This is a genomic window from Actinoplanes sp. CA-252034, from assembly GCF_050956125.1.
Classification (GTDB): Bacteria; Actinomycetota; Actinomycetes; order Mycobacteriales; family Micromonosporaceae; genus Actinoplanes.
In genome coordinates, this window is the sequence record NZ_CP191846.1 from 6,166,995 (window position 1) to 6,185,998 (window position 19,004).

The following is a 19,004-nucleotide window of genomic DNA, read 5'->3' on the forward strand; positions in this document are numbered from 1 at the left end:
TCAGGTGTAGGGCTGCTTGGGCTCGTCGATCTCCTGCCACGAGCGGACGTCGAGGTAGGCGATCTTCGCCTGGTTGACCGGGTCGGTGCCGATCTCGGGGCTGTAGACGCCGACGACGTCGACCCAGGCGTCCGGGGGCGCGTCGATCGGGGCGCCGGCCAGGCCGATCTTGATGGGGCGGCCGTCGGCGGCGCAGCAGGCCAGCACCATGCGGGCGAGCATCGGCTTGCCGTCCGGGCCGGGGGTGATGAAGCCGGTCAGCTTCACGTTGCGGCCGGAGAGACTGCGACCGCCGTCGAAGACCGCCCGGCCCGCGTAGTCGAGCATGCCCACCTCGACCGGGTCGCCGGCCGGGAGCGGCGGGTAGTCCGATGCGGCGGCCGGGCCGACGCTGCCGGACTGGCCGGCCGCGAACGAGCCGAGCGCCGGTGGCGAGAGCAGCAGCAGGGCCATCACGGGCGCCAGCATCAGCCAGCCGACCCGGGGCTCGTGGTGCCCGTGCCCGTGCCCGTCGTCGTCACCGTGCCCGGCGTCGTGGTCGTGATCAGCGGGACCGGTGGGCGCCTCATGTCTGCGGGCCGCGCGCAGGTCGTACCACATGGTCATGATCGCGGCGGTGACCAGCAGCAGGCCCGCGGCGATCAGGAAGGGGCGGAGGCCCTCCTTGACGTAGCGCAGGAACGTGTCGGTGAGGGTGGACTTGATGATCGCGCCGCCGAACAGCAGCATCACCACCGCCTGGGTGATGCGGCTCACAGCAGGACCGCCCCGAAGGCGCTGCCGACCAGGATCGCGGCGACGAAGGTGGTCGGCGCGAACCGGACCATGAACCGGCGGCCGAAGACACCGGCCTGCATGGAGATCAGTTTGAGGTCGACCATCGGCCCGACGACCAGGAAGACCAGGCGCGACGTCAGCGAGAACTGGGTCAGCGAGGCGGCGACGAACGCGTCGGCCTCACTGCAGATCGAGAGGAGTACGGCGAGAGTCGCCAGCACCAGGATCGACACGATCGGGTCGTCGGCGAGTCTCTGCAGCCAGGCGCCGGGGACGACGACGTTGATGGTGGCCGCCGCCGCCGCGCCCAGGACGAGGAAGCCGCCCGCGTGCATGACGTCGTGCCGGCAGGCCGCCCAGAACGCCCGCGCCTTGGAGGTGTCGTCGAGGTCGGGGCGGTGTGGCAGCTTGATCCACTCGGTCTTGCCGAGGCGCAGCCACAGCCAGCCCATCGCGACCGCCACGACCAGGCTGGCCACGCCCCGGGCGACCGCCATCTGCGGCTGGCCGGGGAACGCGATCACGGTGGCGGTCAGCACGATCGGGTTGATCGCCGGGGCGGCCAGCAGGAACGCCAGCGCGGCGGCCGGGGTGACGCCGCGGCGGATCAGTGAGCCGGCGATCGGGACGCTGCCGCACTCGCAGCCGGGCAGGACGACACCGGCCATCCCGGCGGCGGGCACGGCCAGAGCGGGATGGCGGGGCAGGGCACGCGCCCAGAAGCTGCGCGGCACGAACACGGCGATCACCGCGGACAGCACCACGCCGAACACCAGGAACGGGACGGCCTGCACCATCACCGACACGAACACCGTCGTCCACGTCTGCAGCCCCGGGCCGGACAGCCATCCGGCGAGCCGGTTGCGGACCAGCAGCAGGAGCACCAGCACGACGGCCAGCATCTCCAGCGACCCGATCCGCCAGGACTCCGGCTCGGGTCTCCCGTCCTGTCCGGTACGGGCTGCCGCGTTCTCGGTTGCGGTCACCTGTTGCTCCCCTCGACCAGCGTCACAACCTACCCGAGGGAGGGGCCGGTGGCCGCCAGCCGGCGTATCGGGCCATCGTGCGCAGCGCCAGCCGCGGCGGGGTGAGCCGCATGGCGGTGTTGCGGGCGGCGACCGCGAGGGGGTGCTCGAGCTGCTGACCGAAGCGGCCGATCGCCCGGGACGCCCGCGCGACCTGCTGGCTGCGGGGACGGCGCCGGGCGTCGTAGGCGGCCAGACCGTCGGGCGCATCGGCGACGGCGGCGAGCACGACGGCGTCCTCGAGGGCCTGGTTCGCGCCCTGGCCGAGGTTCGGGGTCATCGCGTGGGCGGCGTCACCGAGCAGCACCACCCGTCCGTGGACATAGGTGGCCAGCGGCTCGTCGAGGCAGGCGAGGTCGTCGCGCAGGACGGTGCCGGTGGCGGCGAGGAGCGCCGGGATCGGGTCGTGCCAGCGGCGGAAACGGTCGGGCACCCCGTCGTCGGGATCGGTGGGCGCGGCGTTGACGGCGGCGAACCAGTAGACCCGGCCGTCGGTCAACGGGACGATGCCGAACTCGGCGCCGGGGTCCCAGCTGATCGCCACGACCAGATCGCCGGTCCACGGCGGGGTCACGCCACGCCACGCCCGCACGCCGATCGGGGCCGGGGCGGCGGCGTGCGGCCACAGCGTGCGGCGCACGACGCTGTGGATGCCGTCCGCGCCGACGACGAGGCCGGCGCTGATCCGCTGCGGTCCGGCCGGGCCGTCGTAGGTGACCTCGCCGTCGGCGGTGACGGCGGTGACGCGGGCGCCGGTCCGCACGACGCCGTCGGGCAGGGCGCCGAGCAGCAGGTCGTGCAGGGTGGCACGGTGCACGCCGAGCGCCGGGGTGCCGAGCGTGCGCTCCAGCTCACCGGCGGGGATGCGCGCCAGCCACCGGCCGTCGGCGCGCCGGGTGCCGCCGGAGACGTCGGGGCGGCCGTGGTCGCGGACCGCCTGGCCCACGCCCAGGGCGTCGAGGCAGCGCAGGCCGTTGGCCTGGAGCACCAGGCCGGCGCCGACCGGGCGGAACTCCGGGGCCCTCTCGAGCACCGTCACGCTCCAGCCGCGGCGGAGCAGCCCGATGGCCGCGCTCAGACCGCCGATGCCGGCGCCGATCACCACTGCTGTCCGCGTCATCACCCTCACCACTTTCTACAGATGTAGAAGTACCATAATACGTCGGTGCCCTCCGACCGTTTCGTCGTGCTGACCGACGCGGCCATCGACCTCGTCGCCGAGCTCGGCATGCGCGGCCTGACCCATCGGGCGGTGGACACCCGGGCCGGGCTGGCACAGGGCACCACCTCGGCGTACTTCCGCACCCGCAAGGCCCTGATCGAAGCGGTCGTGCGCCGCCTCGCCGACCTGGACCAGGCCGATCTGGAGGGCGGCGAGCCGTCACCGATCGACTTCGGCGACACACGCGCCGCGGCCGCCGGCATCGCCGCGGTGCTCGACCGGTGGATGAGCAGCGGGCGCGCCCGCACACTGGCCCGCTACGCGTGCCTGCTGGAGGCGACGCACCATCCGGAGCTGCGGACGATCCTGGCGTACGGTGACGCCTCTCGCGCACAGGCCCGGGCGATGCTGGCCGCGGCCGGGGCCCCCGATCCGGGCCGGGCCGGGGACCACCTGGTCGCCTGCATCGACGGCCTGCTGTTCGACCGGGTGGCCGGAGCGGGCGCCCGCAGCGCGCCGCCGCCCGGCACGGCGGAGAACCGCGCCGATCTCACCGCCGCCGTGACCGTCCTGCTCCAGGCCTTCACCGCGCCCCGGCCGTGAACGCCTCCTCGACGGCGTCGGCGAAGGCGGCCATCGACGCGAACTCCAGGTCGTAGGTGAACTCCTCACCCGGCTCCGGGGTGGCGCCCCAGCCGGGCCGGTCGTGACGCCGGTTGATCCACACCGAGGGCAGGCCCTCCCGCTTGGCCGGCACGTGGTCGTGGAACAGGCTCTGCGCGACGTGCAGCAGCTGCCCGCGGTCCACGCCGAGACCGGGCAGCGCCGTGTCGAGGGCGCGGAAGTGCCGGTCACCGGGCTTGTAACCGCCGACGTCCTCGGCCGTGATGATCGCCGCGAAGTCGCCGCGCAGCCGCTGGTTGCTGCCGGCGAAACCGTCGCGGTGCACGTTCGAGACGATGATCAGACGGTAGCGCTCCGCGAGGCGGGCCAGGGCCTCCGCCGAGTCCGGGAAGGCCGGCCAGTCCGGCACGGAGCGGCCCAGGCGGTCCGCCCACGCGTCGCCGACCGGACGGCCGAGAGCGGCGCCGGTACGCCGGAACGCCTCGGCGAGCACCTCGGGATAGAGCCGGAACGGCGTCTCGCGTTCCACCGCCGCCTCGTGCTCGGAGTACACCGACAGCAGCCGCTCACCGGTGACGTCGAGTCCCCGCTCCCGCGCCCAAGGCTCCAGGACGGCCGCGATGCCGGCCTCCCAGTCGATCAGCGTGCCGTAGCAGTCGAAGCTGAGCGCCTTGAACGCGGTGAGGGCGATCGTCATACCCGCACTCTAGGCAGAGTCAGGCCGGTGTCAGCGCCGTGACAGGGCCGTGTCTGCGGGCCCGCCGATCCTCGACGGTATGAATCGTCTTGCCGGGCTGCTGCTCGCCGACCGTCATTCCGTACCGCTGTCCATCACGCTGCACCTCGTGCCCGGCGTCCTGATCGTCGCCGCCTACCAACTCCTCGCCGCGCCCCTGGTCACGGCGATCGGCTACCCGATCTTCCTGGCCTGGGCGATCGCCCTGGTCCTGGTGCTGGCGCCGATCCTGGTCGGCCTGCTGTGGCTCGGCGTCCAGCGCAACGGCCGGATCTCGCTGCGCGGCGTGCTGGCCTATCTGGACCGGCCGATTCCCCGGGGAAGCTCGTCGCCGCCGTCGCCGGTCTGATCGTCTGGATGACGGTGGTGTCGCTGGCGCTGACCCCGCTGGACGACCTCATGTTCGACACGTTCTTCACCTGGGTCCCCTTCGAGGGCGCGGGCGGCAGCGCCACCACCTACCTCGACGGGTACGCCCACTCGCTGCTGGTCACCACCATGCTGATCTGCCTGCCGTTGACCGGCTTCGCCCTGCCGCTCATCGAGGAGCTCTACTTCCGTGGTTTCCTGCTGCCCCGGATCGCCCACCTGCGAGCGGGCGCCCCGGTGCTCAACACCGTCCTGTTCTCGATCTACCACTTCTGGGCGCCGTGGACCGTCGTCTCCAAGGTGATCTTCATGTTCCCCGCGGTGTGGCTGGTCTGGCGCAAGCGGGACCTGCGGCTGTCGATCGGCATGCACGCCGGCACGACCCTGCTGATGGCCACGGCCGGAACCGTGGCCCTCGCCCTGAACCTGGTGTGACGATCAGGCGGCGGCCGGGGCCGCCATCACCGCGCCGGTCAGCTCCACCGAGCGCAGACGGTCCGGCAGCGACTGCGCGTGGTGGGCGGTGATCAGCTCGTCGGCCTTGGCGGTCGCGGCGAACTCGGCGAGGTAGTCACGCACCTCGCCGGGCGTGCCGACGGCCGTGTAGCGGGTCATCGACGCCAGGTTCTGCCCACCCGGCGAGGCCAGGAACGCGTCGATCTCGGCGTCGGTGAAGTTGCCTCCACCCGCTCCGCGGGAGATGAACGCCCTGGTCCGTGCCCGGTAGGCGGCGGTCATCTGGGCGACGGCCTCGTCGTGTGTCTCGGCCGCGACGACGTTCACCCCGGCGATCACGTACGGCTCGGCGAGCTGCTCGGACGGGGTGAACGTCTCCCGGTAGACGCGGACCGCCTGGTGCAGTGCGTCGGGGGCGAAGTGCGAGGCGAACGCATACGGCAGGCCGAGCCGGGCGGCGAGCTGTGCCCCGAACAGCGACGATCCGAGGATGTAGAGCGGGACCGGCTGCTCGGCGCGGGGCACCGCCTGCACGCCCGGCACCACGGACCGGCCGGCCAGGTAGCCCTGCAGCTCCACGACGTCCTGCGGGAAGGTGTCGGCCGAGAGGTGGTCGCGGCGCAGCGCCCGCATGGTGACCTGGTCACTGCCGGGCGCGCGGCCGAGGCCGAGGTCGATGCGGCCCGGGAAGAGCGTCTCCAGGGTGCCGAACTGCTCGGCGATGACCAGCGGCGAGTGGTTGGGCAGCATGATGCCGCCCGCGCCGAGCCGGATCGACTCGGTGTGCGCGGCGACGTGACCGATCACCACGCTGGTCGCCGACGAGGCGATCACCGACATGTTGTGGTGCTCGGCATACCAGACCCGCTGGTAGCCGGCACGCTCGGCGGTCCGGGCCAGCGCGATGCTGGCCTCGAAGCTGTCGCGGGCGGTCTGGCCGGGTGAGATCGGCGCCAGGTCGAGCAGGGAGAGTGCGGTGGGCATGATCGTGTCGCCTTCCGAGGTCACAGGTCGCGGTGCAGGCGTGCGGTGAAGGCGCGGATACGGTCCTCGTCGCGGCGGTAGTGGATCCACTGCCCGCGCCGGGTCGCCCGCAGGAACCCGGCCCGCTGGAGGATCGCCAGATGTGCGGAGATCGTGGAGACGGAGCAGCCGGCCCGGCGCTGGATCAGCCCCACGCAGACTCCGGCGTCGTCACTCTCGGTCCCGGGGAAGTGCGCGGCCGGGTCCCTCAGCCACTCCAGGATCGCCAGGCGTGTCTCGTTCGACAGCGCCTTGCACTCCTCCAACATCCCGGCACACCCTTCCTTCTCCGGCACACCGTCCTTCGGCATTTCGCTTATTAACGAAATTACGTCACCCAGCGTCGATCCTGCCACCCACCATGACGAGACTCACCGCCGGTTGCCTCCCACGGCCGTCTCTCGACGGCGCGACCCACCGTGAGACCGGGATCTACCCGCGGTCCGACGGCGCCTGGCCCGCCGGGCGCTTCCCCACGGCGCTGACGAAGCCGGCCCGGTCGCACTGCAGGTCGTCGACGGTGAACCAGGCCGGGTCGGTGCCCGGTGTGCCGACGGCGCGGAAGCCCAGCGAGATGCTGCGGCCCGGGTCGACGATCGCGTTCCAGTCCTTGGCCGTGGTGACGACGACCGTGTTCGGGGCCACCAGGTTCGCGTTGTAGAACTCGGCGACCGTCGCGGTGCTCTCCAGCGGGAACCGGAAGGTCCAGCCCGGATGGTCACGTCACCGACGTTGGTCACCGTGATCGCGACGGTGAACCCGCCCGTGTACGGCGACACCCGGTACCGGACCGTGCACGCGGCGGCGTCCGCCCGGGCGGCTCCGGCCGGCCCGACGATTCCCGCGAGCGCCACCAGGACCCCCAGCGCCCGTCCGATTCGCGACATGTTCGGCTCCTTTCCACCCGGTTCAGATATATAAACTTGCGTCGATGCATTGTGGGTCGACCGACTGGACGGGGACTGGACGCCGGGATGACGCTGCGGATCCAGGTGCTCGGGCCGATGCGCGCCTGGCACGACGATGAGCCGATCGCACTCGGCCCGCCCGCGCAGCGGGTCGTGCTGGGCCTGCTCGTGCTGGCCGGGGGCCAGCCGGTCGGGCTGTCCGGGCTGATCGACTCGATCTGGGGCGACCAGCCCCCGGCCAGCGCCGTCAACGTCATCCAGACCCACGTGAAGCGGCTGCGCCGGGTCCTCGAGCCGTCGCGCGCTCCGCACTCGCGCAGTGAGCTGCTCCCCTACCTGGGCGACGGCTACCACCTGGTGGTGCCGTCGGACCAGATCGACATCCTGCGTTTCCGCCGTCTGCTGCGCCGGCCCTCCGGCACCGGCGCGGTGGAGACGCTGGGCGAGGCGCTGGCGCTGTGGCAGGGGGAGCCGTTCGCCGATCTGCCTCAGCTGGCCGGTCACCCCAAGGTCCGGTCGATCGTCGCGGAGCACCGGGCCGCGCTGGCCCGCCACGGCGCCGCCCTGCTCGCGGCGGGGCAGGCAGGCCGGGCGATAACCGCGTTCGAGGAGGTGACGGCGGCCGATCCGCTGGACGAGGCGGGGCAGGCCGGGCTGGTCCGGGCGCTGGCCGCGGCGGGGCGGCGGGCGCAGGCGTTCGCGACCTTCCATGCGGTACGCCGGAGGCTGGCCGACGAGCTGGGCGTGGATCCGGGCGCCGAGCTGACCGCCGCGCACCGGGATCTGCTGGAGGAGGACGCCCGCGCGAGTGCTCCGGCCCGGACGTCGGTGGCGGTGGGCCGCCCGGCGCCGGCCGAGCTGCCCGCCGACGTGCGCGGGTTCACCGGACGGGCTCACGAGATCGCCGAGCTGGACCGGGTGACCGGCCCGCCCGACCCGTCGATGATCGCGATCGTGTCGGGCACCGCCGGGGTCGGCAAGACCGCTCTGGCCACCCGCTGGGCGCACCGCGCGCGCGACCGCTTCCCGGACGGCCAGCTCTACATCGACCTGCGGGGGTACGACCCGGAGCAGCCGGTCTCCCCCGAGGCCGCGCTGGCACGGTTCCTGCGGTCGCTGGGCCTGCCCGGTGAGCAGATGCCCGCCGACGCCGAGGAGCGCGCCGCCCTGTACCGCAGTCTGCTGGACCGGCGCCGGATGCTGGTCCTGCTCGACAATGCCGCCTCGGTCGACCAGGTGCGCCCGCTGCTGCCCGGCTCGGCCGGCAGCATGGTGCTGGTGACCAGCCGGGACGGGCTGCCCGGCCTGGTGGTGCGGCACGGCGCACGCCGGCTGAGCCTGGACGTGCTGCGCCGTGACGACGCCCTGGCCCTGCTGCGGCGGCTGGCCGGCGAGAGCGTGAGCGGGGATCCGGCCGCCGCCGAGGAGCTGGCCGCGCACTGTGCCCGGCTGCCGCTGGCGCTGCGGATCGCGGCGGAGCTGGTGCACCGGCGGGCCCCGGCGACGCTGGCGTCGGTGGTGGGCGAGCTGGCCGACCACCGTGGGCGGCTGGGCCTGCTGTCGACCGGCGACCCGCACTCCGACATCGGTGTGGTGTTCTCCTGGTCGTACCGGGACCTGCCACCCGGCGCCGCGCGGACGTTCCGGCTGCTGGGGCACCATCCGGGCACCGACGTGGACGCTCCCGCGGTGGCGGCGCTGACCGGCGGCACCCGAGCCCGGGCCCATGAGCATCTGGAGCTGCTGGCCGGCAGTCATCTGGTCCAGCGCAACGCCGACCGGTACGGCATGCACGACCTGCTCCGGGCGTACGCCAGGGATCTCGCTCTGAGATCCGGCGAAGCCGGTCTGCCCCGCGCGGTGCTGGACTTCTACCTGCACACCGCGGCCACCGCGATGGACCTGCTGTATCCGGCCGAGCACGGCCGCCGCCCACGGGTGCCGCAGCCGGCGGGCCCGCCGCCCACGTTGCGGGACACCACCGCCCTGGCCTGGCTGGACGCCGAACGGGCGAACCTGGTGGCCACGGCCGTGCACGCGGTGGCGCACGGCCAGGGGTGGTATGCGGTGCAACTGGCCCAGGTGCTGCTGCGGTATCTGGAGAGCGGCGGCCACTACACCGACGCGGTGGCCCTGCACGAGCACGCGCTGCGGGCAGCCGAGAGCCTGCCGGACCCGCGCGGGGCGGCGCAGCTGCGGATCAACCTGGGTGTGCTGCACGTCCAGCAGGCGCGGTACGCGGAGGCGGGCGCCGAGTTGCAGCGGGCGGTCGAGCTGGCCCGGGAGGTCGGCGACACGCTGGTACGGGTCCGGGCGCTGGGCAACCTCGGTCATCTCTACCAGTGGCAGGGCCGGTACGCCGAGGCCGCCCGGTTCCTGGGCGAGGTGGTGGCGGTGTCCCGGCACAGCGGGGACCGGGCCGGTGAGGCGCGTGGCCTGGGCAACCTCGGTCAGGTGCGGCTGCGGCAGGGCCGCCACCAGGACGCGGCACGTGATCTGCGGGCGTCGGCGGCGATCTGTCACGACATCGGCGACGCGGTCGGTGAGGCGTACGCCCTGCTCTATCTGGGTCACGTCGAGTCCTCCTCGGGCCGGTCCACGGAGGCCGCGGCGCACTACGAGCGGGCGCTGCTGGTGTTCGCCGGCACGACCGAGGTGGCCGGTACGGCGTACGCGCTGGACGGGCTGGGCGGGGTCGACGTGCTGCGTGGCGAGCACCGGCGCGCCGAGGACCGGCTCGGTGAGGCCCTCGCCCTGTTCCGCCGGATCGGTGAGCGCGCCGGTGAGGCCCGGGTGAGCAACAGCCTGGGCGCGGCCGCGGCGTCGACCGGCAGGCTGGCCGACGCGCGGGCGCATCATCTGTCGGCGCTGCGGATCGCCGGGGAGATCGGCTTCCGCTACGAGCAGTCGCGTGCCGAGAAGGGCCTCGCCCGGTTGCCGGCGTAGGGCGGGTCCCGTTCGCCCCACGCCGGCCCGGACCCCCTACTTGTCGAGGGCGATCGCCACGTCGGTGACGTCCAGCGGGAACGTTCCGATGAACGTCGGCGTGCCGGTGAGCAGGTCGATGCTGTAGAAGTTCTGCACCGGGAACTGGCCGGCGGGCACCACCGGGGTGAGGCTGGCGTAGGCGATCGCGGCGGTCGTCCTGCCGTTGGTGAGGTCGCTGAAGATGTCGAAGCCGGCGTTGGCGTCGGCGTCGAAGCCGAGGTTGCCGGTCGCCACCAGCAGGCCGTTGTTGGCCGGTGACTGGATGACCACCTGGTCGGTGGTGGTGTTGATGTCGAACAGGGTGGTGTTGGTGGCCGCGTTCAGGTCGTTGTTGGTGTAGGCGGCAGCCGTCACGCCGCGGGCCGGTCCGGTGGCCGGTGGCGTGGTCAGCGTGGTGTCCTCGATCGTGGTGTGGTCGTTCAGGTTGTGCCGCAGGTTCTGGCCGTTGTCGCTGATCACCCGGAGCCGGTCGGCCGCCGGGTTGAAGTCGACGCCGAAGTTGGTGCCGTAGAGCGCGACCTGCAGCTGCGAGACCTTGGTGGCGATCGCGCTGGGGATGCCGATGGTGTAGATGCCGCCCTTGTTGCCGACGGCGTACAGCTTGCCGTCCTGCACGCGGAAGTCGAGGCCGACGACGGCCGTGTCCCCGCTCAGGCCGGTGATGCGGCGTACCCAGTCGTTCTGGTCGGGCGTGGCCGTCCAGAACTGGAGCATGAGCGTGCCGTTGCCGGCGATGCCGTAGGCCATCAGGCCGGCGGAGTACGCGGACGCGCCGCCGCCGCTGAGGCCGGCGACCACCGCGGTCGTCGTGGTGACGACCGCGGCAGCCGCGGCGATGACCTTCTTGATGCGAGTCCTCATGGTGGTGTCCTCTTCCGGTTCCAGCGTTCGGTGATCTGCTGTGGCCGAAGCTATGCAGCCGTGCTGGATGTGGACTGGACACCACCTGGACGAGGCTCAGCCGCTGGTCACGGGCACCGACCAGACGTCGGCGACCGACGGGTCGTAGTTACGGCCGTCGACGTCCTCCTGGAGGCGGACACGGACCGTCCCGTCGGCGGTGAGGTCCGCGCGGTCCACCAGGACCTGGTAGGTGACGGCGCCTTCGCCGCCCGCGGTGCGCTGATACGAGCGCGAGTGGACCACGACGCCGTCGACCAGGACGTCGTAGTCCTTGATCTGCGCCTGGTTGTAGGTCTCGACGGCACGCAGCACGAACGGCCGGCCGGGGGTGACGGCGAGGTCGAACTCGAACCACCCGCCGGCGACGCCCTGCTGGGTGTAACGACGGGTCCGTCCGGCCTCGGAGTTGGCGCCGGAGGTCGCCGAGGCGGTCAGGTGGTGTGCCTGCTCCGAGGCGCCGTCGCCCAGGTCGGCGTGGTCGACGGCGTCCGGTGGCGGCGCGGCGAGCGCGACCCGCACCTCGGTGGTCGCCGTCGACCCGGCGTCGGCGGTCAGCGTGGCGGCGCCCTCGGTCACCGTCATCGGCGCGGTGACCGGCACCGTCACCGTCTGCTCCTGCCCGGCGGCGAGGTCGTAGCGCCGGGCGGGGACGGTGGCCCATCCGTCCGGGGCGGTGAGGGTGAGCCCGCCCCGGGCCGGGACCGTCGAGCGGTTGCGCAGCGCCACCGTGACGTCGGTCGTGCCGCCCGGCACCAGGGTGTCCCGGGCCGCGCTGATCCGGGTGATCTCGACCGGGGGCGCGACCGTGAGCGCGGCGCTGATCGGCAGGGTCACGGCCCGCAACGCCCGCCGGTAGCCGGCGGTCCCGGCGAGGGTCACGGTGCCGGGTCCCTGGTCCGCGGGGACGCGCACGTCGTAGCGGGCGGTCGCCGTGCCACCGGGCCGCACCGTGGACGCCGGCGCGCGTCCGGCCGGGGTCACGGTCCAGCCCGCCGGCGCCGGCAGGGCGAACCGCACGCCGGTGAGCGGAGTGCTGCCGCTGTTGCGCAGGGTCGCCTCGACCCGGACGACCGAGCCGGGCAGCAGTTCCCCGCCCGCCGCGTCGATCGAAGCGCTCGCGTCGACCGCGAACCGGTAGGTACCGGAGCCGACGGTGAACACCGCGCTGTCGCCGTTCATCCGGACGAACGTGACGCCGTCCGCCCGGTCCGCCGGCCGGCCACCCTCGGTCACCACCCATCGGCTGGCCGCGGGGATCTCCACGGTGGCCGTGGTGTTGCCCGGGACGGTCACGTTCAGCGACATCTGCCCGGCCGCGTCAAGCTTCCAGTCGCTGACGAACCGGCCGTACCGGGACAGGTGGCTCGCCCGGGCCGAGGTGAGGCCGCCGCCGGGCTTCGGCGCGATGGTGACGTGCCGGTATCCGGGCGCCGCGTCGTCGGGACGGATGCCGCCGATGGTCCGGTACATCCAGTCGCCGACCGCGCCGTACGCGTAGTGATTGAACGAGTTCATGCCGACGTCGCCGAAGGTGCCGTCGGGTTTGATCGAGTCCCAGCGCTCCCAGATCGTGGTGGCGCCGCGCGAGATCTCGTAGCCCCACGACGGGTAGTCGCGGTTGGTCAGCAGCCGGTAGGCGATGTCGAGATTGCCGGTGTCGGTGAGCGCCGGCAGCAGGTCGGGCGTGCCGAGGAAGCCGGTGGACAGGTGATACCCGCGCGAGGCGACCCGCTCGGCGAGACGTCTGCCGGCGGCGTCACGCAACGCGTCCGGCACCAGGTCCATGCTCAGCGCCAGGACGTAGGCGGTCTGGCTGTCGCCCTGGATGCGGCCGTCGGCGGCGATGTAGGTGTCGGCGAACGCACTGGTGACGGCGGTCGCGCGAGCGCCGTACCTCTCGGCGTCGGCGGTGCGGCCCAGGGCCGCGGCCATCTCGGCGAAGAGCCTGGTGCTGTACGCCGCATACGCGGTCCCGACCACACCGGCCGGAGTCGGGTCGTCCAGGTTGAGCCAGTCGAGGTACGGCCCGGCGTCCGGCCGCAGCAGTCCCCGGCTGGTGGCCTGCACGTAGTCGACGTACCGGCGCATCGAGTCGTAATGCTGGGCGAGGACCGCGGTGTCGCCGTAGCGTTTCCACAGCGTGTACGGCACGGTGATGCCGGCGTCGGCCCAGCCGGACACGCCCTCGCCGCAGCAGCTGCGCGGCGCCACGTCCGGGTAGGCGCCGTTGGCGGACTGGGCGTCCCGCATGTCGGCCAGCCACTTGGTGAGGAAGCTCAGCGAGTCCATGTTGAACGTCGCGGTCTCGGCGAACACGTTGATGTCGCCGGTCCAGCCCAGCCGCTCGTCGCGGGCCGGGGTGTCGGTCGGCACGGACAGGAAGTTGCCGCGCTGTCCCCAGACGATGTTGCTCTGCAACTGGTTGATCATCGGGTCGGAGGTGGTCAGCTCGCCGGTGAACGGCGCTGCCGTGCCGATCACCCGCCCGGTCACCGCCGACGGCTGCGGCGTGCCGGGGAATCCGGTGAGCTCGACGTAGCGGAAGCCGTGGAAGGTGAACCGTGGCTCGTACACCTCGGCGCCCGTCCCGGCCAGGGTGTACCTGTCGGTGGCCTGGGCGGTGCGCAGGTTGGCGGTGTAGACGGTGCCGTCCGGGTTGAGCACCTCGGCGTGGCGGATGCGGACCGTCGTGCCGGCGTCGCCGGTGACCTTCAGGCGCACCGAGCCGACCATGTTCTGACCGAGGTCGAAGACCCACACTCCGGGGCGGGGCTGGGTGAGCGCCCTCGTGGGCAGCTCCTGGGTCACCTTGACCGGCGGGTCGACCTGCGCGACCAGGCGCCTCGTCGGGTCGTCGGCGCCGGTGGCGCGCACGGTGGCCGGGGACCAGGAGCCGTCGTCGAAGGCGGAGCGGCGCCAGCCCGGCGGGTCGAGGCGGGCGTCGTACGTCTCGCCGTGGATGTTGTCGCCGCGAAGCACCGGCCCGTCGGCCGTGCGCCACGTGCCGTCGCTGCCGATGATCTGCGACGTGCCGTCGGTGTAGTCGATGCGCAACTGGGCGAGCAGCTCCGGCCGCTCGCCGTAGAGCTTGTCGCCGAGCCACGCGATGGAGCCGGAGTACCAGCCGTCACCGAGCATCGCCCCGATCGTGTTCTCCCCGGCGACGATCTGGCCGGTGACGTCGAAGGTCTGGTACTGGATGCGTTTGGCGTAGTCGGTCCAGCCGGGCGCGAGCTGGTGGTCGCCGACCTTGGAGCCGTTGAGCGACAGCTCGTAGACGCCGAGCGCGGTCGCGTAGACGCGGGCCCGGCTGACCTTGCGGTCGACGCGGAACTCGTGGCGCAGCAGCGGCTTGCCCCCGGGGTCGGCGAGCAGCGTCTCGGTCGAGCCGGAGACGGCCAGCCCCTGCGGGGTCGGGGTGCCGGCGGTGAACGGGTTGGTTCCCCGGGTCAGGTCGGCGTCGACCTCCACCTTCCCGCCGACGGTGAGCTTCACCGAGTGGACGACCGCCGACTCCGGGTCCGAGGTACGCAGCCCGATCGTCCCGCCGGCTCGCCGGGTGTCGACGGTGGTGTCGACCAGGGTCCCGTCGACGAACGTGCGGATGGTGCTGCCGGCGGCCTCGATGCGCAGGTCGTGCGGCTTGTTGAAGTCGGCCGGCGCGATCACGGCGTCGATCGGCACCTGTTTCAGCAGCTGCCAGGCCCCGCCGGTCCGGGCGTGCGGGCGCAGCACGGGCGCGTTGCCGAAGTTCGCCAGCTGCCACATGTACGCGTCGTTGACCCCCTTGGCCCGGAAGAACACCCCGGCCGCGTCGCGGGTGACCGTGAGGCGCACGTCGACGGTGTAGTCCGACCAGGTGGCCGTGGGGCGTTCCCGGCCGATCCACTTCGCCTGCCAGTCCTCGGCGCGCAGCAGGCCGGTCTCCCACCAGGACGGCGTGCTCCAGGCGGAGCCGCGGCCGGCGGCGTCCCAGACGCGGACCTGCCAGTGGTAGCGGGTGGCGGAGGTGAGCGCCGGGCCGCCGTAGGCGACCTGGGTGGAGTCGCCGCCGGTGGTCCGGCCGCTGTCCCAGACGTCGGCCCGGCCGGCGGCCAGTCTCGCGGCGGTGGTGGCCACCCGGACCTGGTACGCGGACTGGGTGACGCCGCGCTGTGCGGAGGTGATCAGCCAGCCGAGCCGGGGCGCCGTCTCGATGCCGAGGGCGCCGGGAACACCCTCGACGGTGAGACCGGTGACGGACGGCGCGGGGCCGGCCGCGGCAGCCGGGACGGGTGCGCCGGTGAGGCACATCGTGACGGCGAGGAGGGAGGTTGCCGCCCATCGGACGGCGCTACGGAGGTGCATGGGTCACCCTTTCGATCGGGCATGCCGGATCGCGGCGCGGGAGGGGCGCCGAGCAGGTGGAACATGGTCGTGAAACGTTTCACGAGGATCGGTAACACGATCGTACGTATCCCGTCACACAAAGGCAATGATCGAGCACAGTGGAGGACCCTCGACGGGCGGGACTTGTCGATCACGGCTACCGTCGAGGGATGTCCGGCAATGCTTTGATCATGTACGCGACCAGCAACGATGGCATCACCCTGCGTGCCGCACTAGCCGGTGAGCTCGACCTCGCCGACGCCGACGAGGTTCGCGACAACCTCGCGGCGGCAGCGATCGCCTCCACGTATCAGCACCTGCAGATCGACGTCTCCGACGTGACCCTCATCGACTCGTACGCCCTGGGCGCCCTCGTCAGCGTCCGCAACTCCGCCGCCGGGGCCGGGGTCACCGTCACGCTGGTCAACCCGTCGCCGCCGGTGCTCAAGGCGATCCAGGTCACCGGCCTGTCCGAGGTTTTCGGGCTGCCCCCGCTGCCCGCCGCCGAGTCGTGAGCGTCAGATCGAGCCCGTCCCCGCCCTCCCCGCCGCAGAGCGTGTGAACCAGCGCCACGGCCGGGCCGAAGACCTCCTCGGCCACCATACTGATCAGCATTCCGCGCAACGTCTTCCTCGTCGTCATGGCGATCAGCATTCCGGCCGGGCGCGGACGGATCATCTGCCGTCCGCGGGACACCGGCCTACGACTTTCGTTGACAGGCGGAGCCGCCCGGTTCCATCGATGCACTGACGATTCGCACGCCGATTCCCGGAAGCCTGGTGGCATCCCACCACCACCGAGGAGTCGGCATGCGCAAGGCAGGCATCATCATCGCGATCGTTCTCACCATCCTGTGCGGTGGTGTCGGCGTGACCGTCTACCGCTGGATCGACCTCGGCCGCGACCTGGCCGAGGCGTCCATCACCCGCGCACAGTTCGACGCACAACGCGAGGGCACACCGCAGACGCAGGTGATGGCCGCGCTGCCCGAGCCGCTCGGCGACGTCACCGACGAGGAGCTCTACGCCGGCGACCCGGGCCGCAACGACATGCCGGCCGGCGCGTCGTGCGTCTACTACGGGATCGAGCCGATCACCGGCACCGGGCCGGACCTGTGGCGTCTCTGCTTCGTCGACGGCACACTCGCCGACAAGCGCGCCGTCACCATCCCGGCAGCGAGGTGAGCGCCATGCTGACCGTCGTTCTCGCCCTGGGCGCGGCCGGGCTGCTGATGCTGCTCGCGGCACGCCACCTCGAACGTCGCGCGGCGGCACCGCCCGACCTCGACGCCGGAGCCCGCACGGCCCTGCGGGCGGAGGTCGGCGAAGCCCTGGTTCGCCACGGGTTCGTCACGTCGGTCAGGATCTACCGCGAACGGACCGGCGCCGGGCTCCTCGAAGCGCACGGCGCGGTCCGCCGGATCGCCCGCGACGGGCACTGAGGAGTGTCGATGATCAGCGGATGGCGCGAGCGGATCTCCGCGGCCGGGACCTGGCGCCTGGTCTACGAGATCTGCCTGGTGACGCTGGTGACCGCCGCCGCGACGGTGCCCGCCGTCGCGGCGAGCTGGTATCCCCTCGCGCCGTGGCTGATCGGCCTCACCACGCCGCCGCTGATGGCGCTGCGGCTGATCAACCCGCCGGTCGCGTACGCCGCCGCGGCGCTGGTCGGCCTCGGCACCGGCGGCCAGAGCACCGCGCTCACCGTGGTGCTGAGCGCCTCACTGGCCTACCGCACCGACCGTGGCCGGCACGTCGTCGCCGGGCTGGCGTTCGGCTGGGTCTGCTTCGCGGCCTCCGTCTACTGGGAGGAGCCGCTGACCGTGGAGTGGCTCGTCCTCTACTCGGCGGTGTTCGCCCTGCTCGCGTGCGCACCGGCCGGGGTCGCCCGGCTGGTGCGCCGCCGCCGGACGCTGCTGACCGCGATGCACCGGCGCAACGTGCAGCTGCACACCCGGCAGGGTGAGGTCGCCCGGCAGGCCCAGGCCCGGGAACGCGCCCGCATCGCCCGCGACCTGCACGACTCGCTGGGCCACAAGCTGACCCTCATCTCCCTCTACGCCGGGATGATGCGCACCGGCGGCGACGACCGGGAGGAGACCGCCGATCTGGTACGGCAGACGTCGGCCGCCGCCATGACCGAGCTCCGGCAGATCCTCGGCCTGCTCGGACCGGACGGCGGCCAGTCCTCGGTACGGCCGCTGAGCGGTCTGGACGAGCTGGCCGACCAGGCCCGGGCCTCCGGCGCCCGGGTGGAGGTCGTCCGCGAGGGAGAGCCCCGCCCACTGGCCGCCCTGACCGAGCACGCGGCGTACCGGGTCATCCAGGAGGGCCTCACCAACGCCCTGCGGCACGCCCACGGCGGCGCGATCGTGCTGCTGCTGCGGTACGAGCCGGACGCGCTGATCGCCGCGGTGACCAACACCGCCGGACAGCGGGTGGCCGGCGCGACCTCCGGGCAGGGGCTCCTGGGCCTGGCCGAACGCGTCCGGATCGCCAACGGCATGCTCTACCACGGCCCGGCACCCGACGGCGGCTTCCGGCTGGCGGCCACCCTCGCCTATGCCGGTGACGAACCGGCGCCCCCCGCCGTGGAAGCCGTCCCGCCCGGGCCGGACTTCGCCTCGCTCGTCGACCGGGACCGGCGCCGCTCCCGGCTGGTCCTGGTGACCACGGCGCTGTCCATCGCCGGATTCCTGCTGCTGTGCGGCGCCGGAGCGTGGCTGGTGGCCACCCTGGTGGTGGTCGACCGGGAGACGTGGGAGGCGGCCCGCATCGGCGACAGCGAACGCGCGGTACGCGACCTGCTGCCGGACCCCGATGCCGCCTCGACCGCGACGCCGGGCGGCCGGGCGGTGCCCGGGGCCGTCTGCGTGGACTACCAGGCCGCCCTGCTCGACCAGGTGGGCACCGACACCGGTGAGATGATCTACCGATTCTGTTTCCGGGACGGTGTGCTGGTGGACAAGCAGGCATTCGAGAGGACCCCATGACCGCGACGCTGCGGGTGACGCTGGCCGACGACGACTCGCTGATCAGGACCGCGATCGACGCGATCCTGCGGCCGATCGACGGCATCGAGCTCGTCGCGCAGGCCGCCGACGGACGGACCGCCGTCGAGATGGCCGTCCGGCACCGGCCGGACGTGGCGCTGCTGGACATCCAGATGCCGGTGATGGACGGGCTGGCCGCACTGCGCGAGATCCGCCGGGCGGCGCCTGCGGTGCGGGTCGTCATGCTGACCACGTTCGGTCAGGACGACTACGTCGCGCAGGCGCTCGCCGCCGGAGCGGCCGGTTTCCTGCTCAAGGAGTCGGCCGCCGAGGAGCTGGCGTACGCGATCCGGGCCGTCGCGTCCGCCAACGCCTACCTCTCCCCCAAGGTCACCCGCCAGGTGCTCGACCGCCTTCCGGCCGCGGCCGGCGGCCCGGACCGTGACCGGGCCAGGGTCGACACGCTCAGCGACCGCGAGCGCGAGGTGCTGATCCTGCTGGCCCAGGGCTTGTCCAACACCGAGATCGGCCGGCAGCTGTTCGTCTCCGAGGGCACCGTCAAGACCCACGTCTACCGCCTCTTCACCAAACTGGACTGCGAGAACCGTGTCCAGGCCGCCCTGCTCGCCCAGCGTGCCGGCCTGCTGAGCGGCGGTTAACCGGGTGCGTGTGG

The 19,004-nt window shown here is 72.8% G+C and carries 18 protein-coding genes; 9 read left to right on the forward strand and 9 right to left on the reverse strand.

The window, feature by feature from the left end; genetic code table 11:
* The 3 genes from ACQPZW_RS28445 to ACQPZW_RS28455 all read right to left on the reverse strand — a co-directional run bounded on the left by ACQPZW_RS28445 (position 1) and on the right by ACQPZW_RS28455 (position 2,922).
* Positions 1-756, reverse strand: coding sequence for a TIGR03943 family putative permease subunit (locus ACQPZW_RS28445; RefSeq protein WP_433789091.1), 756 nt, complete (start codon positions 754-756; stop codon positions 1-3).
* Complete coding sequence (locus tag ACQPZW_RS28450) at positions 753-1,694, reverse strand: permease (RefSeq protein WP_433797643.1); 942 nt, start codon at positions 1,692-1,694, stop codon at positions 753-755. The genes ACQPZW_RS28445 and ACQPZW_RS28450 overlap by 4 nt, the downstream gene beginning before the upstream one ends.
* Before the next feature lie 91 nt (positions 1,695-1,785).
* A complete protein-coding gene (locus ACQPZW_RS28455) occupies positions 1,786-2,922 on the reverse strand; it encodes an FAD-dependent oxidoreductase (RefSeq protein ID WP_433789092.1) in 1,137 nt (378 codons plus the stop codon).
* Between the two features lie 45 nt (positions 2,923-2,967).
* Between ACQPZW_RS28455 and ACQPZW_RS28460 the strand changes: the two genes are divergently transcribed.
* A complete protein-coding gene (locus tag ACQPZW_RS28460) occupies positions 2,968-3,567 on the forward strand; it encodes a TetR/AcrR family transcriptional regulator (RefSeq protein WP_433789093.1) in 600 nt (199 codons plus the stop codon).
* Here the strand turns inward: ACQPZW_RS28460 and ACQPZW_RS28465 are convergent.
* Positions 3,548-4,285, reverse strand: a complete 738-nt coding sequence (locus ACQPZW_RS28465; protein WP_433789094.1) for an HAD-IA family hydrolase — start codon at positions 4,283-4,285, stop codon at positions 3,548-3,550. The two genes, ACQPZW_RS28460 and ACQPZW_RS28465, sit on opposite strands and share 20 nt — an antisense overlap.
* 79 nt (positions 4,286-4,364) lie before the next feature.
* Between ACQPZW_RS28465 and ACQPZW_RS28470 the strand changes: the two genes are divergently transcribed.
* A complete protein-coding gene (locus tag ACQPZW_RS28470; RefSeq protein WP_433789095.1) occupies positions 4,365-4,673 on the forward strand; it encodes a hypothetical protein in 309 nt (102 codons plus the stop codon).
* Between the two features lie 8 nt (positions 4,674-4,681).
* Positions 4,682-5,128 (forward strand): lysostaphin resistance A-like protein, encoded by a 447-nt coding sequence (locus ACQPZW_RS28475; protein WP_433789096.1) that lies wholly within the window; start codon positions 4,682-4,684, stop codon positions 5,126-5,128.
* A 3-nt stretch (positions 5,129-5,131) separates the two neighbouring features.
* Here the strand turns inward: ACQPZW_RS28475 and ACQPZW_RS28480 are convergent, their stop codons facing one another.
* From ACQPZW_RS28480 to ACQPZW_RS28490, 3 genes are all read right to left on the reverse strand, one after another.
* Complete coding sequence (locus ACQPZW_RS28480) at positions 5,132-6,133, reverse strand: LLM class flavin-dependent oxidoreductase (protein ID WP_433789097.1); 1,002 nt, start codon at positions 6,131-6,133, stop codon at positions 5,132-5,134.
* Positions 6,134-6,153: 20 nt separating this feature from the next.
* Entirely contained in the window at positions 6,154-6,483 is a 330-nt protein-coding gene (locus ACQPZW_RS28485; RefSeq protein WP_433789098.1) for an ArsR/SmtB family transcription factor, read from the reverse strand.
* Positions 6,484-6,604: 121 nt separating this feature from the next.
* The gene (locus tag ACQPZW_RS28490) at positions 6,605-6,862 is read right to left on the reverse strand and encodes a cellulose binding domain-containing protein (protein ID WP_433797644.1); all 258 of its coding nucleotides are present in this window, start codon (positions 6,860-6,862) and stop codon (positions 6,605-6,607) included.
* Positions 6,863-7,146: 284 nt separating this feature from the next.
* Between ACQPZW_RS28490 and ACQPZW_RS28495 the strand changes: the two genes are divergently transcribed.
* Complete coding sequence (locus tag ACQPZW_RS28495; RefSeq protein WP_433789099.1) at positions 7,147-10,026, forward strand: tetratricopeptide repeat protein; 2,880 nt, start codon at positions 7,147-7,149, stop codon at positions 10,024-10,026.
* A 36-nt stretch (positions 10,027-10,062) separates the two neighbouring features.
* Here the strand turns inward: ACQPZW_RS28495 and ACQPZW_RS28500 are convergent, their stop codons facing one another.
* Complete coding sequence (locus tag ACQPZW_RS28500) at positions 10,063-10,929, reverse strand: DUF4394 domain-containing protein (RefSeq protein WP_433789100.1); 867 nt, start codon at positions 10,927-10,929, stop codon at positions 10,063-10,065.
* Positions 10,930-11,025: 96 nt separating this feature from the next.
* Positions 11,026-15,318 carry a family 78 glycoside hydrolase catalytic domain gene (locus ACQPZW_RS28505; protein WP_433789101.1) on the reverse strand — a complete coding sequence of 1,431 codons (4,293 nt, stop codon included), beginning with the start codon at positions 15,316-15,318 and terminating at the stop codon, positions 11,026-11,028.
* A gap of 191 nt (positions 15,319-15,509) precedes the next feature.
* Here ACQPZW_RS28505 and ACQPZW_RS28510 point away from each other — a divergent pair, with 191 nt between their 5' ends.
* The 5 genes from ACQPZW_RS28510 (at position 15,510) to ACQPZW_RS28530 (ending at position 18,990) form a co-directional block, all read left to right on the forward strand.
* Positions 15,510-15,854 carry an STAS domain-containing protein gene (locus tag ACQPZW_RS28510; protein ID WP_433789102.1) on the forward strand — a complete coding sequence of 115 codons (345 nt, stop codon included), beginning with the start codon at positions 15,510-15,512 and terminating at the stop codon, positions 15,852-15,854.
* Between the two features lie 294 nt (positions 15,855-16,148).
* Positions 16,149-16,523, forward strand: coding sequence for a hypothetical protein (locus ACQPZW_RS28515; protein WP_433789103.1), 375 nt, complete (start codon positions 16,149-16,151; stop codon positions 16,521-16,523).
* Between the two features lie 5 nt (positions 16,524-16,528).
* Positions 16,529-16,780, forward strand: coding sequence for a hypothetical protein (locus ACQPZW_RS28520; protein ID WP_433789104.1), 252 nt, complete (start codon positions 16,529-16,531; stop codon positions 16,778-16,780).
* Between the two features lie 9 nt (positions 16,781-16,789).
* A complete protein-coding gene (locus ACQPZW_RS28525) occupies positions 16,790-18,331 on the forward strand; it encodes a sensor histidine kinase (protein ID WP_433789105.1) in 1,542 nt (513 codons plus the stop codon).
* Positions 18,328-18,990 (forward strand): response regulator, encoded by a 663-nt coding sequence (locus ACQPZW_RS28530; RefSeq protein ID WP_433789106.1) that lies wholly within the window; start codon positions 18,328-18,330, stop codon positions 18,988-18,990. Before ACQPZW_RS28525 ends, ACQPZW_RS28530 begins: the two co-directional genes overlap by 4 nt.
* The last annotated feature ends 14 nt before the right edge of the window (positions 18,991-19,004 follow it).